Source organism: Stenotrophomonas sp. YJH_SMC_29, from assembly GCF_059371235.1.
In genome coordinates, this window is sequence record NZ_JCAFUK010000003.1 from 161297 (window position 1) to 177492 (window position 16196).

At 65.8% G+C, this 16196-nt stretch carries 16 protein-coding genes and 1 pseudogene; 5 read left to right on the forward strand and 12 right to left on the reverse strand.

Going from position 1 to position 16196, the window contains the following annotated elements:
- Positions 1–120: 120 nt before the first annotated feature.
- The 4 genes from AC5P9I_RS05280 to AC5P9I_RS05295 form a co-directional block, all read right to left on the reverse strand.
- Positions 121–897 (reverse strand): ABC transporter permease, encoded by a 777-nt coding sequence (locus AC5P9I_RS05280; protein ID WP_005409726.1) that lies wholly within the window; start codon positions 895–897, stop codon positions 121–123.
- Complete coding sequence (locus AC5P9I_RS05285; RefSeq protein ID WP_049467258.1) at positions 881–1714, reverse strand: ABC transporter ATP-binding protein; 834 nt, start codon at positions 1712–1714, stop codon at positions 881–883. Before AC5P9I_RS05285 ends, AC5P9I_RS05280 begins: the two co-directional genes overlap by 17 nt.
- A gap of 14 nt (positions 1715–1728) precedes the next feature.
- Positions 1729–2787: an ABC transporter substrate-binding protein gene (locus AC5P9I_RS05290; protein ID WP_074725166.1), complete on the reverse strand. Its 1059-nt coding sequence runs from the start codon at positions 2785–2787 to the stop codon at positions 1729–1731.
- 75 nt (positions 2788–2862) lie between these two features.
- Positions 2863–3984: a 4-oxalomesaconate tautomerase gene (locus AC5P9I_RS05295; RefSeq protein WP_187756613.1), complete on the reverse strand. Its 1122-nt coding sequence runs from the start codon at positions 3982–3984 to the stop codon at positions 2863–2865.
- Between the two features lie 109 nt (positions 3985–4093).
- On the opposite strand from AC5P9I_RS05295, the gene AC5P9I_RS05300 reads away from it, so the two are divergent.
- The gene (locus AC5P9I_RS05300) at positions 4094–4996 is read left to right on the forward strand and encodes a LysR family transcriptional regulator (RefSeq protein WP_130768007.1); all 903 of its coding nucleotides are present in this window, start codon (positions 4094–4096) and stop codon (positions 4994–4996) included.
- Between the two features lie 143 nt (positions 4997–5139).
- Here AC5P9I_RS05300 and AC5P9I_RS05305 read toward each other — a convergent pair.
- From AC5P9I_RS05305 to AC5P9I_RS05315, 3 genes and pseudogenes are all read right to left on the reverse strand, one after another.
- Positions 5140–5442 (reverse strand): annotated as a pseudogene (locus AC5P9I_RS05305) (excinuclease ABC subunit A); the annotation flags it as partial.
- Between the two features lie 44 nt (positions 5443–5486).
- Positions 5487–5957 (reverse strand): hypothetical protein, encoded by a 471-nt coding sequence (locus tag AC5P9I_RS05310; protein ID WP_049467252.1) that lies wholly within the window; start codon positions 5955–5957, stop codon positions 5487–5489.
- A gap of 166 nt (positions 5958–6123) precedes the next feature.
- Positions 6124–6651 (reverse strand): DUF6622 family protein, encoded by a 528-nt coding sequence (locus tag AC5P9I_RS05315; RefSeq protein ID WP_049467250.1) that lies wholly within the window; start codon positions 6649–6651, stop codon positions 6124–6126.
- Positions 6652–6870: 219 nt separating this feature from the next.
- Between AC5P9I_RS05315 and AC5P9I_RS05320 the strand changes: the two genes are divergently transcribed.
- Positions 6871–7149: a hypothetical protein gene (locus AC5P9I_RS05320; RefSeq protein WP_049467248.1), complete on the forward strand. Its 279-nt coding sequence runs from the start codon at positions 6871–6873 to the stop codon at positions 7147–7149.
- A gap of 6 nt (positions 7150–7155) precedes the next feature.
- Here AC5P9I_RS05320 and AC5P9I_RS05325 read toward each other — a convergent pair whose 3' ends face one another.
- Positions 7156–8025, reverse strand: coding sequence for a methylenetetrahydrofolate reductase (locus AC5P9I_RS05325; protein WP_049467246.1), 870 nt, complete (start codon positions 8023–8025; stop codon positions 7156–7158).
- Positions 8025–8939, reverse strand: coding sequence for a LysR family transcriptional regulator (locus tag AC5P9I_RS05330; protein WP_049467244.1), 915 nt, complete (start codon positions 8937–8939; stop codon positions 8025–8027). The genes AC5P9I_RS05325 and AC5P9I_RS05330 overlap by 1 nt, the downstream gene beginning before the upstream one ends.
- 75 nt (positions 8940–9014) lie before the next feature.
- On the opposite strand from AC5P9I_RS05330, the gene msuE reads away from it, so the two are divergent.
- Genes msuE through AC5P9I_RS05345 form a run of 3 tightly spaced genes read left to right on the forward strand, consistent with a single transcriptional unit; the run spans position 9015 to position 11713 of the window.
- Positions 9015–9608: an FMN reductase gene (gene msuE, locus AC5P9I_RS05335; protein ID WP_049467242.1), complete on the forward strand. Its 594-nt coding sequence runs from the start codon at positions 9015–9017 to the stop codon at positions 9606–9608.
- 56 nt (positions 9609–9664) lie between these two features.
- Positions 9665–10642 (forward strand): DUF1852 domain-containing protein, encoded by a 978-nt coding sequence (locus tag AC5P9I_RS05340; protein WP_049467240.1) that lies wholly within the window; start codon positions 9665–9667, stop codon positions 10640–10642.
- 42 nt (positions 10643–10684) lie between these two features.
- Positions 10685–11713, forward strand: a complete 1029-nt coding sequence (locus tag AC5P9I_RS05345; protein WP_088476144.1) for a methionine synthase — start codon at positions 10685–10687, stop codon at positions 11711–11713.
- Here AC5P9I_RS05345 and AC5P9I_RS05350 read toward each other — a convergent pair.
- From AC5P9I_RS05350 to AC5P9I_RS05360, 3 genes are all read right to left on the reverse strand, one after another.
- Positions 11670–12215: a hypothetical protein gene (locus AC5P9I_RS05350; protein ID WP_223017315.1), complete on the reverse strand. Its 546-nt coding sequence runs from the start codon at positions 12213–12215 to the stop codon at positions 11670–11672. The two genes, AC5P9I_RS05345 and AC5P9I_RS05350, sit on opposite strands and share 44 nt — an antisense overlap.
- Positions 12216–12432: 217 nt before the next feature.
- Positions 12433–13176, reverse strand: a complete 744-nt coding sequence (locus AC5P9I_RS05355; RefSeq protein ID WP_049467235.1) for a FadR/GntR family transcriptional regulator — start codon at positions 13174–13176, stop codon at positions 12433–12435.
- A gap of 102 nt (positions 13177–13278) precedes the next feature.
- Complete coding sequence (locus AC5P9I_RS05360; protein WP_049467233.1) at positions 13279–16170, reverse strand: TonB-dependent receptor; 2892 nt, start codon at positions 16168–16170, stop codon at positions 13279–13281.
- Between the last annotated feature and the right edge of the window lie 26 nt (positions 16171–16196).

A 16196-nucleotide genomic window follows, 5' to 3' on the forward strand; every position in this document is an offset into this window, starting at 1 on the left:
GCCAGCCGGCCCCCTGGCCTGGCGCTGGCCCGTTGCGGTGGTGCGGGGGAAGATCGGGGAAGGAAGCACGCGCCGCCGGATCGGTCCGGCGGCGCGGCAGACGGGCTCAGCCCGTCCGGGTCAGCTGGTGGCCTGTGCCTGCGCGTTGGGACGCCAGGTGATCAGTTTGTTCTCGACCACGTCCAGCAGCGCGTCGATGACCAGCACGAAGGCGGCCAGGATGATGATGCCGGCGAACACACCCACAGCGTTGAAGTTGCCTTCTGCCTGCGCGATCAGGTAGCCCAGGCCCGCCGAGGCGCCGAGGTACTCACCGATGATCGCGCCGACCACGGCAAAGCCGACCGAGGTACGCAGCGACGAGAGGATCCAGCTCGCGGCCGCCGGGAAATACACGTGGCGCAGCAGGTCGCTGCGGCTCGCCCCCAGGATGCGGGCATTGGCGAGCACCACCGGGTTCACCTCGCGCACGCCCTGCATGGCGTTGAAGAACGTGGTGAAGAACACCAGCGTGACCGCCAGCGCCACCTTCGACCACAGGCCCAGGCCCAGCCACAGCACGAAGATCGGCGCCAGCACCACGCGCGGAATCGCGTTGAAGCCCTTGATGAAGGGATCGAGGATGCGCGCCGAGCGCCGGCTCAGGCCCAGCCACACGCCGCCCGCCACGCCCAGGCCGGTGCCGATGATGTAGCCCAGCGCGGTTTCGGTCAGCGTGATGTACACGTGCTGGTAGAACGAGGTATCGGACAGCCAGGTCCAGGCCTGCTGCACGATCGCCGTCGGCGACGGGAAGAAGAACGGATCGATCACGCCCAGCGCGATACCCCCCTCCCAGCCCCCGAACACGGCGACCACCAGGGCCAGCTGGATGAACTTGTCAGTCTTGGCGTGCATAGCTCTTCTCCACTTCGCCGCGCAGGCAGGCCCAGATGTCGCGGTACAGGTCGGTGAAACGGTCATCCAGCTTGATTTCGGCCACGTTCCGCGGCCGTTCCAGATCCACGTCGAAACTGCGCACCACACGACTGGCCGGGCCGGAGGACAACACCACGACGCGGTCGCCCAGGGCGATCGCTTCTTCCAGATCATGGGTGATCAGGATCACTGAGCGCCGGTCCTCCTGCCACAGGCGCAGCAGCTCGTTCTGCATCAGGTGCCGGGTGTGGATGTCCAGCGCCGAGAACGGTTCATCCATCAGGATCACCTTCGGTTCGACGATCAACGCCTGCGCCATCTGCACGCGCTTGCGCTGGCCACCGGACAGCTGGTGCGGGTAGCGATGCTCGAAGCCGGCCAGGCCGACCTTGGCCAGCCACGCGTTGGCCTTGGCCTTGCGTTCGGCCTCGGGCACGCCGCGGAAGCGCAGGCCGAGTTCAACGTTCTGGTACGCCGTCTTCCACGGCAACAGTGCGTCCTGCTGGAACAGGTAGCCGACCGACTCCTGCACGCCGCTGACGGCACGGCCATCGATGCTGACCTGGCCCGACGACGGCTTCAGCAGGCCCGCCACGGAATTGAGGATGGTGCTCTTGCCGCAGCCGGTGGGTCCGACGATGGCGAGGAATTCGCCGTCACCTACCTGGATGTCGACATCGCGAACGGCGGTGAATTCGCCGAAGGACATGGTCACCTTGTTGATGGCGACCATGGTCTGTGCAGGCTCCAGCTGCGGCGCGCCATTGAGCTGGCGCACAGTGGCATTGAGGGCCATGGGGTTACCTCCGCTTACGGTTGGGCAGCCGGCGCCGCAGCGTTGGCACGCTCGACGAAGGCATTGGTGTAGGTCCTGGACAGATCGATGTTGGCCTTGGCCACATCCGTGTTGAACTCGCGCAGCACCTTCAACGGCGTTTCCAGGTCGGCCGGCGTGAAGTGACCGTCGCGGGTGAAGATCGCGCGGGCGTTCTCCACTGCGCGCGCATAAGTGGCACGGTCGCCAGAGACGTAGCTGTCCGGCAGCGCCGCCACGATGTCTTCGGCACTGTTGTCGGCGATGAACTTCAAGGCCATCTGCTCGGCGCGGGCGATCTTCTCGGCCGCTTCGGGACGCGTGTCCAGGAAGCTCTGATTGGCATACATCACCGAGGTCGGGTACAGGCCGCCATAGACCTGGCGGGCGCCGTCGTCGCTGCGCGCGTCGAGCAGGATCCTGCCGACCTTGCGTTCAGTGATCAGGGTGGCGGCCGGGTCGTAGTTGACCAGCAGGTCGATCTTGCCCTGCTCGAGCGCGGCCACCGCTGCGGCGCCCGAGCCGACGCCGATCAACGAGATGCTGTCAGCCGGAATATCGTGCTGGGCGAGGAAGTGACGGACGAAGAAATCCGACGATGAGCCCGGTGCGGTGATCCCGACCTTCTGGCCCTTGATGGTCTCCGGGCGGGCCGGATCGAAGGTGGCATCCTCGCGGCCGGCCATCACCAGGCCGGAGTTGCGCGAGAGCAGCACGAAGGCCACCACGTCCTTGCCCTTGGCCTGCATCTGGATGGTGTGGTCGTAGAAGCCGACGGCCACGTCGGTGGAATTGGCCACCAGCGCCTGCAATACCTTGGAGCCGCCCTGCGCGAAGTTCTCGGTCTTCACCTGCAGGCCGACGTCCTTGAAATACCCCTTGGCGTCGGCAATGAAGAACGGCAGGTTGTTGAGGTTGTAGGAGCCGACGCTGATGCGTACCGGTGCATTGTCACCACCGCCGGCGGACGCGCCTTCGGTGCGCCCGCTGTTACTGCATCCGGCCGCGGCCAGGCCGGCCGCGCACAGCGCGGCCATCAGGAACTGCTTGTACATCATCCCTCCCAGGAGTGAAGCATCTACGTTGTGGTGGCGGGCAGGCACGCCTGTGCCGACCCGGCCGGTTTCAGATCATGCCGCTGACGTCCATTGGCGGTCTTGGGTGGTACTGGCCCGGGCGGGCGCGGGCGAGGTTGCATATACCCGGCCGTCGAACAGGCGGCGCGCGGTGCGGACCACGCTGGCAATCACCGGCGCATCGTCCGAACTGCGACTGAGGCCCACCTCCAGGGCCCCGCTCGGATGTTCGAGGGTAATGCGGCCGGGAACGGACAGGCATCCGACCAAAGTGTGGGCCAGCGTGCCCGGCGTAACGGCGGCGGTGGCCAGGCCGACGGCGCCGGTGATCGCCAGTGCGGTGTGGCATTGGTGCGGCATGAAGTAGCGCACCTGCAGATCGCCGCCGTGTTGCGGCGCCGACAGCAGCACCGGCTTGGGGATGACCTTGTTGCCGGCGTCGGCGATGCCCATGCGGGCGCCCGCCTCGATGCGCAGCGCTTCCAGCCGGCGCATGAACGCGGCGTCCGCGTTCAGTTCGGTGGGCGAGGCATCCCCGTGCACGCCCAGGTCTTCGGCACGCACCAGCATCATCGGCATGGCACAGTCCACCAGGCTGACCGGCACGCCATTGATGGTTTCCTGCGCGTGGCCACTGGGCAGCAGCTTGCCGGTGCGGGCACCTGCGGCATCAAGGAAGGAAAGCCTGACCGGCGCGGCCGAGCCCGGCGCGCCGGCAATGCGCGTATCACCGCGGTAGACCACATGGCCGCCCAGCGTTTCCACCGTGGCGATGATCAGCTTGCCGGTGTTGACGTTGTGGATGCGCACTTCAGTCTGCGGATCCTGCGCCTGCACCAGCCCACGCTCGATGGCATACGGGCCCACGGCCGCCAGCATGTTGCCGCAGTTGGGTGAGGTATCCACCACCTGCTGCTCCACCCGGACCTGGGCGAAAAGGTAATCCACGTCGGCGTCCGCCCGGCTCGAGCGGTCGATGATCGCCACCTTGCTGGTCAGCGCGTTGCCACCGCCGATGCCGTCGATCTGCAGCGGATGGCCCGAGCCCATCACTTCCAGCAGCAGGCGATCGCGTTCGGCGGTGTCGGCCGGCAGGTCGCTGGCCAGGAAGAACGGGCCCTTGGAGGTGCCGCCGCGCATGAGCACGCAGGGAATGCTGAGCAGATCGTTGGTCATACGTGTGCTAGATTGATGCGTATAGGGGATGAATGACCCCTCTGTGATTCGATACTGGCATGACCTCAATTGATCTGTGAATTGCTGATTTTTGGATGATTGATACCCCATGAGCATCAATTGCGAAATCCTGGACCTGCGTGCATTCCTGCTGGTGTCGGAGACACGCAGCTTCCATCGCGCCGCTGAAATCCTGCACGTCTCCCAGCCGGCGCTCAGCCGGCGGATACAGAAGCTGGAGCAGGCCGTGGGTTCGCCGCTGCTGGAGCGCACCACGCGCAGCGTTAGTACCACCGCTGTCGGCGAGAACCTGCTGCCATTGGTGCGCCGCATGCTGGAGGAATTCGATGGTTCGCTGTTCTCGCTGCGCGGCCGCGAAGACACCCGCGGCGCCACCGTCACCATCGCGTGCCTGCCGACGGCGGCGTTCTACTTCCTGCCCAGCGTGATGGCGCGTTTCCACGACGCGCACCCGAACGTGCGCTTCCGCATTCTGGATATCCCGGCCACGGAGGGTCTGCAGGCCGTGGAACGTGGCGAAGTCGAGTTCGGGATCAACTTCATGGGCGCCAATGACCCGAATCTCGATTTCGACGTACTGGCGGAGGACCCCTTCGTGCTCGCCTGCCGGCGTGACCATCCGCTGGCCCGAAAGCGAAAGGTGGAGTGGGCCGACCTGGCCGAGCACCAGTTGATCACCGTGCATCGCACCAGCGGCAACCGCACGCTGCTGGACGGTGCACTGGCGCGCGAGAACCTCAAGTTGAGCTGGCACTACGAAGTGACGCACCTGTCCACGTCACTGGGCATGGTCGAGGCCGGCATCGGCGTGTCGGTGCTGCCGAAGATGGCCACGCCGGACGGGGATCATCCCACCCTGGTGACACGCGCGATCGGCAACCCGGTGGTGTCGCGCACGATCGGCATCGTCCGCCGACGCGGCGCCCTGCTCTCGCCCACGGCGGAGCGATTCCTTCAGATGCTGATGAGCCAGTGGCGTGGGAACGTCTAAGGCGCTGGACGTCTGACTGGGCTGCTGCGCAGGCTGGGCTTCCGCGATGCACCCTGCCTGGTCACCGAAGCGTCGGACAGCGATCTGTCCTGGGGCAAGCGTGCGCCACTGATACTGATCTTCGCCAGGTCCCCATCGATATGCGCCTCGGTCACTTCGTAGACATGTCCCAGGCCGTGGCAAGTGCTGCAGGCGCCCTGCCGCGTATCGGGCGAAAAGTCCTCGGCATACAGCATGGGCTGGTTGGCCGGGTAGGCGCCTGCGCGCGAGTACATCATGCGCACCAGGCTGAACAGGGTGGTCACGCTACCCACCGATGATCGCGGATTGCTGGCACCGCGCTGTTGCTGCAGAGCCACCGCCAGTGGCGGCCCATCGGTGGCATCGACGCCGGGCACGCCCACCTGGTCGATCAGGCGGCGTGCATAAGGTGCGACGGATTCGAAGTCAGGAGATCAATGCGTTTGGCGCACTTCAATCGCCCCTGGATTCAATGGCACTGCTGCGTGATATCGATACCGTCTCGATGCTTCATGATGAGCGCTTCCAGTCCCGAGGGCTCTCCAGAAATCGGGCCGGGCTTGCCGGGCTGACCCTCCGGGATCAGTCTCGATGTCATCTGATCTTGAAGCTTGGCAATGCCTGGCGCACGTCGGTCTGCGTATCCAAAGATATCGAGGGTGAGCAGGTCATGCCCGTTCTCGACCAGGAGCAATGGAACCTTTCTGCACCGCAGTTCGAACACGCTCGATTGCGGGGGGCCTGCTTCGATGGTAATGCCTTTCGATGCGTTCGCCCGAGCGAAGGCGATCGCATCGTCACGAAGCATCTTGAATGCTTCTGGTGGAAGTGAGCGGAATGTTCTGAGCTCAGATTCGAGAGAGGTCGGATACGTTATCCAAACGATTCCTGCCGCAACCACCAAGCCCAGGAACATGAGGGAAGAGGTCAGCATCTTCATTCTGGAGCCTTCATTTGACCTGTCTGAACCTTGGCGGTACCCACTACGCTGACGTGCCAGGCTGCGAAGTACAACCCGCCCAATGCACAGTTCATCGTGACGACTGCGCCGGCCCCGCACAACCCTGCCTGGGGAAGCCGGCCAGCGGCCGGCACGACCAGGTCAATCAGCCTGCGGTTTCCAGTCCCTTGCCCGCCGCATCCACCCGCAGCGAGGCCAGGTACCGGGCGTACTTGCCGATGAAGATGCCAGTGAACCCGCCCGTCAGCAGCAGGTAGGCCGCACTGAAACCGGCGTGGGCGGTCAGCGACGGCGACACCGCAAATGCGACTTCGAAGCCGTACTTCACCAGGAAGGTGACCAGCAGCAGCGGCAGCAGGCTGAAGTCGGCGCTGCGCCAGAGCTTGCGGGTGCTGCGGTCCAGGGTCAGCTTCAATCGATTCAGCAGCAGCCAGGCAAGCGCCGCGCCCGTGGCGATGCCGGCCAGCCACTCGCTCCAGGCGATCAGCGACGCGCCGAAGCGATGGCTGATCGACCACGCGCCCCAGACGGCAAACAGGGCGGGCACGATCGCCAGCTTCTGCAACGAGGTCTCGGCCGGCTTCATGGCGGCGATGCCACGGGTGATCAGGAAGGCCAGGAGCAGCCAGACCCAGATCGGCGTCTGCGAGGCGAGGTGCTGGAGCATGTTCATGAGCGGTCCCCTTGGTGAGTGGTGGCTGAGTGGTGGCGAGGTGCCCTCGCCTTGGCGCTCACTATTCGCGTCCGCCCGGGTTGCAGCCAGTGACAGCTGTCAGCCATCGCGGGTTACGCCGTGGCGCCGCGCCCCCCCTGCCTCGCCCGGCCGGGCACATGCCGTTGACGGCCCGGCCCTATGCTGGGGCACTCATTGGAGACCTGCCAGGTACGAACCATGACGAAGCTGCACACCCTGATGCTGACCGGCGCCCTGCTTGCGCTGAGCCCACTGGCCTCGGCCGAGACCGTGAATCTGACCAACAGCGCCGAGGGTGCCAACCGCGATGCCGGTATCACTGCGGTCAGGAAGAAGCTGCAGGACGCGTGTACCGAGCGCAAGGGCACGCCCGATGCTGCCTCGTTCGAGGTGGTCTTCGAGAAGACCAGCCCAAACCCGAACGTACCCAAGCCGTACTACGTGGACGGCAAGATGAAGTGCGACCTGCCAGGCTGAGGCGATTCAGCCACCGGTGCCGGAAGTGCGCCGCCGGTACCGCGCCATCCACTCCAGCGACGGCGCAATACCGCCAAACGGGAAGAAGTGCGGGCTGACCTGGCCATGGGCGCTGGTCAGCCCCCTCACCAGGCGATCGACGAACACCTCGGGCCCTGCGGTTCCAATCAGCCGGCCGATCGAGATGCCATACCGGGCCAGCATCGATGCACTGGCGCCTACGCCGCACATCGCGGCGTAACGCAGCAACCGGGGGATGCTGGCCGGACCCGGCACGCCGACCAGCACCGGAACGCTGATGCCACGGGCGCGCAGTCCATCCAGCCAGGCCAGCACGGTATCGGCATCGAAGGCGAACTGGGTGACGACCAAAGGTGCCATGCCACGTGCTTCGATGGCCTGGCATTTACCCTCCAGCGCCTGCCAGCGTTCGTCACTGCTCATGACCGGATGCCCTTCCGGGTGCCCGCCGATACCAACGACCTTGATCCCGGAGTGCTCCAGAAGACCGGCCTGGATGATCGAAGCACTGTCGGCAAACGGTCCGGCGGGCGTGGCCAGGTCGCCCGCAATCAGCAGGCAACGCGCGACTCCGGCGTCGCCAACAGCACGTTCCAGGAAGCGTGCAAGCGCTGCGGCTGACCCGATGCGGCGGGACGAGATATGCGGCATCGGCTCGAAGCCGAGCGCGCGCACCGTGCGCGCGGCGGCCAGGCGGGCGTCGTCATCCTCGCTGGCTAGGTACGGAATGGAGATGACCGTACCGCGCGGGATCCGATCCGCCTCGGCGCGCAGCGCCGGCATGGCTTTCGCGCTGACTTCCAGCGAAAAGGCGTTGATGAAGGCGTCCGCCCGCAGTGACAGGCCCGCCGGCATCAGCGCGCTCCGCCCACATTGCCGGCAAGCGGCGAGCTGTTGCGCGCCAGTTCGATGAAGGCCTGCAGGTAGTCGATGCCGGTATCGGCCTCGCGCGCGCCCAGGTAGATCTGCTTGGGGATGCCTTTGGCGCCCAGGCGGACGGGCACCACGTCCATGCGCGCGGCGTACTCCTCCACCAGCCAGCGCGGCATGGCGGCCACGCCGCGGCCGCTGGCCACCATCTGCATCATGATGTCGGTGGTTTCAATGGCCTTGTGGCGCCGGGGCGTGATGCCGGCCGGCAGCAGGAACTGGTTGTAGATATCCAGGCGCTCGAACGGCACCGGATAGCTGATCAGTACTTCCTGGCCGAGCTGGCGTGGCTTTACGTAGTCCACCTTGGCCAGGGCATGGTTCCCGGCCACTACCAGTACCTGTTCGTAGTCGAACACCGGGATGAACTTCAGGCCCGGCTTCAGCAGCGGATCGGGGGTGACCAGCAGATCGATCTCGTAGCCGAACAATGCGCCGATGCCGCCGAACTGGAACTTCTGCTTGACGTCCACATCCACGTCCGGCCACGCCGCCAGGTAGGGCGAGACGATCTTCAGCAGCCACTGGTAGCACGGGTGGCATTCCATGCCGATGCGCAGCGCGCCGCGCTCGCCCTGGGCGAACTGGCGCAGGCGCTCCTCGGCCAGGTCCAGCTGCGGCAGCACCCGGTTGGCGACCGCCAGCAGGTACTGCCCGGCCTGGGTCAGCCGCAGGCTGCGACCCTCACGCAGCCAGACCTCGGTCCCCAGCTGCTGCTCCAGCTTCTTCATGCTGTGACTGAGCGCCGACTGGGTCAGGTTCAGCACGCCGGCGGCGGCGGTCAGCGAGCCCTGCTGCTCGACCTGCTGCACGATGCTGAGGTGGATGCGTTCCAGCATGACGATGAATCTCATTCATGGATTGGTGAAGTAATACCATTTTACGTCATGGAACGGCATGACTAGCATCGGGTCATGCCTTCACCCCACCGCCCCCTCCGTATCGTCGCCGTTTCCGGCGGACTGCAGCGCCCCTCGCGCGCGACCACCCTCTGCGAACACCTGCTGGACCTGATCGTCGAGCAGGTGCCGGGCAGTCCGCAGCTGGTCGAACTGGGCCAGCTGGCCCCGCAGCTGGCCGGCGCGCTGTGGCGTTCGCAGCTGCCCGAGACCGTGGAGCGGCAGCTGCTGGCCGTTGAACAGGCCGACGTGCTGGTCGTGGCCACGCCGGTCTACCGCGGTTCGTACACCGGTCTGTTCAAGCACTTCTTCGACTTCATCGACCAGGACGCGCTGGTCGACACCCCCATCCTGCTGGCCGCCACCGGCGGCAGCGAGCGCCATGCGCTGGTGATCGACCATCAGCTGCGGCCGCTTTTCAGTTTCTTCCAGGCCCGCACCCTGCCGCTGGGCATCTACGCCACCGACCGCGATTTCGCCGAAGGACGCGTGCACAACGAAGCACTGATCCAACGCGCGCGCCTGGCGGTGCAGCGGGCCATGCCGTTGTTGGCGCTCTCGCACCGCGCCGCGCCGCCCGTCCCCCGCGCGGCCACCGAAGCCCTTTGAATGCCAGATGCGCCCCTCCGCATCTGGATGCCACCCGCAGACCCGGAACGCCGCCCATGACGACCGACACCTTCACCTTCAGCATCACGCGCATCCCGTTCAACGAGGACTACCAGCCGGCCGAGGGCACGCGCATCACCACCAACTTCGCCAACCTGGCCCGCGGCGCGTCCCGGCGGGAAAACCTGCGCAACACGATCCGCATGATCAACAACCGCTTCAACGACCTGGCGCACTGGGACAACCCGAACGCGGACCGTTACGCGGTCGAGCTGGACATCATCTCGGTGGAGATGCACATCGACGGCGCTGACGGCAGCGATCCGTTCCCGTTGATCGAGGTACTGCAGCCCACCCTCGTCGACACGCAGACCGGCGTGCGTACCGAAGGCATCGTCGGCAACAATTTCTCCTCCTACGTGCGTGACTATGATTTCAGCGTGGTGCTGCCGGCCAGCAACGAGGGCAAGGCCACCTTCGGGCTTCCGGAAGGCTTTGGCGACCTGCACGGCAAGCTGTTCAAGCACTTCCTGGGATCGGACGCCTACCGCGCCAACTTCAGCAAGGGCCCGGTCATCTGCATCAGCGTCTCCAGCAGCAGGACCTACCACCGCACCGAGAACCATCACCCCATCCTGGGCGTGGAGTACCGGCAGGGCGAGTTCTCTGCCACCGACCACTACTTCGACAAGATGGGCCTGCAGGTGCGTTACTTCATGCCGCCGGGCAGCGTCGCGCCGCTGGCGTTCTACTTCCAGGGCGATCTGCTGGGCGATTACTCGAACCTGGAACTGATCGGCACCATCAGCACCATGGAAGCGTTCCAGAAGATCTACCGCCCGGAGATCTACAACGCCAATTCCGTGGCCGGCAAGGTCTACCAGCCCAGCCTGAAGCACCAGGATTACTCGTCCACCCGCATCGTCTACGACCGCGAAGAGCGCAGCCAGCTGGCGGTCAAGCAGGGCCGGTTCACCGAGGAACACTTCATCAAGCCCTACCGCGCCGTGCTTGAGCAGTGGGCTGCCCGCTGATCCATCGATTTCCCATTCGCATCCCAGGACAACCCGATACCGATGAAGAAAATGCTCCCCACCTCCACCGCCGGCAGCCTGCCCAAACCCTCCTGGCTGGCCGAGCCGGAGAAGCTCTGGTCGCCCTGGAAGCTGCAGGACGAGGGCCTGGCTGAAGGCAAGCAGGATGCCCTGCGCCTGTCCCTGCAGGAACAGCAACACGCGGGCATCGACATCGTCAGCGACGGTGAGCAGACCCGGCAGCACTTCGTCACCACCTTCATCGAGCATCTGCACGGCGTCGACTTCGAAAAGCGCGAAACCGTGCGCATCCGCAACCGCTACGATGCCAGCGTGCCCACCGTGGTCGGCGCCGTGAGCCGGCCCAGGCCGGTATTCGTCGAGGATGCAAAATTCCTGCGTCGGCAGACCACGCAGCCTATCAAGTGGGCGCTGCCCGGCCCGATGACGATGATCGACACGCTGTACGACGCGCACTACAGGAGCCGCGAGAAGCTGGCCTGGGAGTTCGCGAAGATCCTCAACGAGGAAGCGAAGGAGCTGGAGGCCGCCGGCGTGGACATCATCCAGTTCGATGAGCCGGCCTTCAACGTGTTCTTCGACGAAGTGAACGACTGGGGCGTGGCCGCGCTGGAGCGCGCAGTCGAGGGGCTGAAGTGCGAGACAGCCGTGCACATCTGCTACGGCTACGGCATCAAGGCCAACACCGACTGGAAGCAGACGCTGGGATCGGAATGGCGCCAGTACGAGGAATCGTTCCCGAAACTGCAGACCTCCAGCCTCGACATCATTTCGCTGGAATGCCACAACTCGCACGTGCCGATCGACCTGATCGAGCTGGTGCGCGGCAAGAAGGTGATGGTCGGCGCCATCGACGTGGCCTCCAGCACGGTCGAGACGGCCGACGAGGTGGCCAGCACCCTGCGCAAGGCACTGCAGTTCGTCGACGCCGACAAGCTGTACCCCAGCACCAACTGCGGCATGGCGCCGCTGGCACGCGACGTGGCCAGGGGCAAGCTGCGTGCGCTCAGCGAAGGGGCGAGGATCGTGCGCGAGGAACTATCGGCATAGCTCGCGGGGGAGCAGCGGGCGCCGTGCCGGGACCCCATCCGTTCTGGCCGCGCGCCTGCACGTCGGGCCTGGCCAGCGCCGCAGGCCGCCGCGGCGCCAGCGCTTGCTTGATCCGTGCCATCTCCGCTGCCCCGGCCTCGGCCAGGCGCCGCGCCTGCTGGCGCTGCTCGCGCGTAAGCGCAGGCTGCAGTGCAGCGCCTGCGCCGGGCGCTACGTCCACCAGGCGGGCGACCGCGTCGCGCAGCCGCAACTGCGGCCAAAGCCGAGCCGCGCACCAGCGCTCGGCGTAGCGCCTGGCCTGCCGCACGTTGGCGGCCTGGACGACCTTGGGCTGCGACGCACCGCGCGCATCCAGGCGCACCCGGAAGCCGGACACCGCGTGCGGGACGATGCAGGCCACGGAGCGGCCGTTCCACCACAGCTCGCAGCGTTCACCGCGTTGCACCCAGCCGGAGGGCGCGGTGACTGCTGGCAGATCGTGATGATCGAAGGAGGGCTGCATGGCCGGAAGGATACGAGCGGCCGTCGCAGGGAATGAGATTGCGAACGGTTCCGGATCTGCGATCGCGAAGCGTTCGACAGAGAAACAGCAGCCCCGTGCGGCCGCACGCCACGTTGGCGGGGGCAGGAATCATTACCGTGACACGTCACGGCCGATCACCGCTTCGAGCCACTCGGCTCGGTTCGCGCGACCGCTCGATCGAGCGCCGCTTCGTCGATCAGATCCGCGTCGTGGCCATGAACCGCTCGCGGTCCTGCTGCGTGCGGCGGCGGATCTCTTCCAGCGCCTGGCTTTCGGTGGCCTGCAGCATGGCTTCGAACAGGCGCTGGAAGTGATGCCGCATCGCATTGCGTGCGGCCACCGGATCACGCGCGCGCAGCGCATCGAAGATCGCCATGTGCTCGTCGGCACGGCTGGCACCATCATCATGGCAGACCCGTGCATAGACCTCGGTCACCCGTGGCAGTTCACTGCGCATGCGCCAGATCTGCTGCACGAAGTACTCCACGACCGGGTTGCCGGAAAGCCGCGCGATGGTCAGGTGGAAGCGGCGGTCATACTCGCCGGCCTCTTCATCGCTCAGGTCGCGCCGGCACAACGCTTCGGCCAGCACCTGCAGCTCGGCGATGCCGTCGTCATCCAGATTGCTGGCGGCCAGCGCCGCCGCTTCGGCTTCGAACACCGCGCGGGCCGCGGTGAGGTCGAAGGCGCTGACATCCGGCAGCCCGCCCGGCACCTGCGCCGGCCGCGGCTTGACATGCACGCCCGACCCGATGCGGATCGCAATCCAGCCCTGGGCCTCCAGTGCGATTTCAGCCTCGCGGACGGTGACCCGGCTGACCCCGAAGCGCTCGGCCAGCTCACGCTCGCCCGGCAGCCGCGATCCGGGCGGGAACTCGCCGTCCTCGATCAACTTGCGCAACTTGCTGGCGATGGTCTGGTAAAGACGGTTGGCGGACATGCGGCTGACCCTTGGCGATTCCGTCCCGGCCCCTGCCCTGCCACCGTGGCCGGCAACGGTCCGGTTGGAGCGACGGCGCGACCACTGGCCGCGCCGCCCTGTTCAGAACGTGTATCGTACACCGAAATACGCACGCCGCCCGTAGCTCACCACTTCGCGGAAGTTCCCATAAAGCGGCTGGTAGGCCACGCGTGGTTCATTGGTCAGGTTCATCAGTTCCAGTGACAGCGACAGCTGCTTGTTCACCCGATAGCGCAGGCGCAGATCGACGCTGGTGTTGTCATCGTAATAGCGGTTCTGCTGCGCGGCGTTGCCGGTGAAATCCTGGTAATAGCGCGAGCGGTACTTGCCGATGGCCTGGACGTTGAAGCGCCCGACATCCCAGTAGATCGAGCCTGACAGCACGTGCCGCGAGAAGCCGCTCAGGCCCGCCGGTGGCACGATGGCCGGAATGATCGTGCCGTCGCTGGCCAACTGCTCACCCAGGCGCGAATCCTGGGTCTGGTAATCGGCATCGGCATAGTTGTAGCTGATCTTGAAGCCCAGCCCATCGAACGGCTTCGGCAGGTAGGACAGGCGGTGAGTGGCCGTCAGCTCGAAGCCGGTCAGCGTACTGTCCTCGTCGGTGGTTACCTGCTGGCGCACCGGCACGGTCACACTGCGGCCATCGATCGTATAGGTCTCTGGCACCAGCGCGGTGGCGGTGCCGCCGTTGAACTGCTTCCAGTACACCGCCCCGGCCAGCATCGTATCCGGATTGGGGTACCACTCCAGAGATAGGTCGCCATTCCAGGACATCAGCGGCTGCGCGGCGGGATTGCCGCTGGCGCTGATGTCATCCAGCGCGTCAGCCAGGTTGCCGTAGGTGGCATCACTGCTGACGTTGATGGTGCGCCCGGCCCCCAGCGCGGCGATGTCCGGCCGGGACATGGCGCGGTAAGCACCCACCCGCAGCAGCAGGTCCGGGCGCAGCTCGAAGGCCGCGTTGAGGCTGGGCAGCAGCTTGTCGTTGCCTGCCTTGAACACCTGCGTGCTGTAGGCGCCGGTCGGCTGCAGGCGGATCGTCCCGTCACCGTTGTCCTCGACCCGCAGACCGGTACGCACACCTTCGGAACGCACATCGGTCCTGACCCAGCGCAGGCCAGCATTGCCGGTTACCGGCAGGCCGAACAGGGTGCTGCTGAACTCCCCCATCAGGTATATCGCGCGGGTCTTCTCGGTGACATCAACGTTGTTCGGGTCCTGGAAGCCCGGGTCGAGCCCGCTGTCCAGGCTGCCACGGAACGATTGGTACAGGCAGTCGGGATCAAAGTAGGCCCACGAGGAAATCGTGTTGCCGCTGGCCGCATCCATGAAATCGTCCTGCGGGAAGGGCGCGCGGCAGGCCCGGCCTGCAGCGATGATCTTCGCCTTGTCGGCCGCCACGCGCGGGTCGTAGTCGGTCACCAGGGTGTTGTCGCGCAGCCGGTAATCGGCCTGGCTGGCGCGCACGCCGCCCTTGATGCGGGTGAAGAAGCCGGCCTCCGGCATGAAGCTGGCATCGAAGCGTCCGGCCTTGATCCTGTGGTCGTTCTCCGTCGCGCTGGACGTCACGCGCGCCGCGCCGGTGTAGGCATCCCAGTTGCCGGGGTCGAAACTCGGTGCCAGCGCAACACTGGGCACTTCACCCCGCCAGTCCCAGTCATAGTCCACATAGCCGGTAGCTCCACTGCTGATGCCCGGCACCACGGCATTGTTGACGTCGCGCTGGTTGGCGCGCAGGCGGCTCATGCGTTCGCTGTCGAGGCGATGGGTGTGCGAATAGGAAAGGTCGGTGGACAGCTCCCAGGCCGGGCTGGGGCGCAGGATCAGGTTCACGCCGCCACCGGTGTATTCCTCGCCGCGCCAGTAGCGGTTGGAAGTCGAGTCGATCGAGGTGCTGCCATGCAGGTGACGCACGATGCCATCCTCGTCCACCTCCCGCCGGGTGATGCCACGCCGTGCATTGGACAGGCTCAGGTCGCTGCGGTTCTCGTACCAGTTGCGCTCGGTATGTTCGAAGTCGAGGTTCAACTCGACCGTGTCATTGGGCCGCCACTGCAGTGCGGCGAATTCGCTCTGCCGATCGTTGCGCTCCTGCTTCATGCGGTAGATGCGGCTGCTTGGCACCAGGTAGTACGGTGCGCCGTTGGCAATGGCCTGCGCGGAGACTTCATTGCAGTTGGCATTGGCCACGTTCTGCGTGCCATCACAGGCATACCAGGTCGAGCCGCTGGTGATGCTCTCTTCCGGGTCGGTGCCATCCAGTCGCTGGACGCCCAGCGAGACGCCCAGCTTCTGCCCGTTGCCGAACTCGAACTGGTCGATATAACTGGCGGTGCCGCGGTAGCCGATGCCATCCCTGTCGCGGTATTTGTGGTCGTACTCGGCCCAGCTGCCGCGCAGGTCCAGTTGCGCCGCCCGCTTGCCGTACTCCAGTGGGCGCACCGTCTCCAGGCCGATGGTGCCGGCCACGCCACCCTCGATGATGTCAGCGCGCTGGGTCTTGTAGATCGCCACGGTATTGATCAGCTCAGCCGGGAACATGTTGAAGTTCACCGAGCGGTCACCGCTGCCATTGGTGATCTCGCGGCCGTTGAAATGGGTGCTGCTGAGGAATGCGCCAAGGCCGCGGATCGAGATCTCCGAAGCGCCGGTCTTATCGCGGGTGGATGCGGCGCCGGTCAACGTTTCGATGGCGTCGGCCAGCGACGGGGCCGGCAGGTCACCGATGTCGTCGGCCGAAAGCACGTCGGCGATGACGGTGTCGTCGCGCTTCTTGTTGATCGAACTCTGCATCGACTCACGGATGCCGGTGACCTGCACCTGGTCGAGTGTGGTGGGGTCCTGCCCCGCCGTATCCCTGCTGGACTGGGCCAGGGCGGCAGGCGTACCCGCCAGCACGGCGAGCAGGGCCACGATCAGGGGCGTGGGGGACAACGAGATGCTGGGCACTGCTCCGGCGGGTTGCCGCATGGTTCCTCCTCCCAAAGGATCGCCTG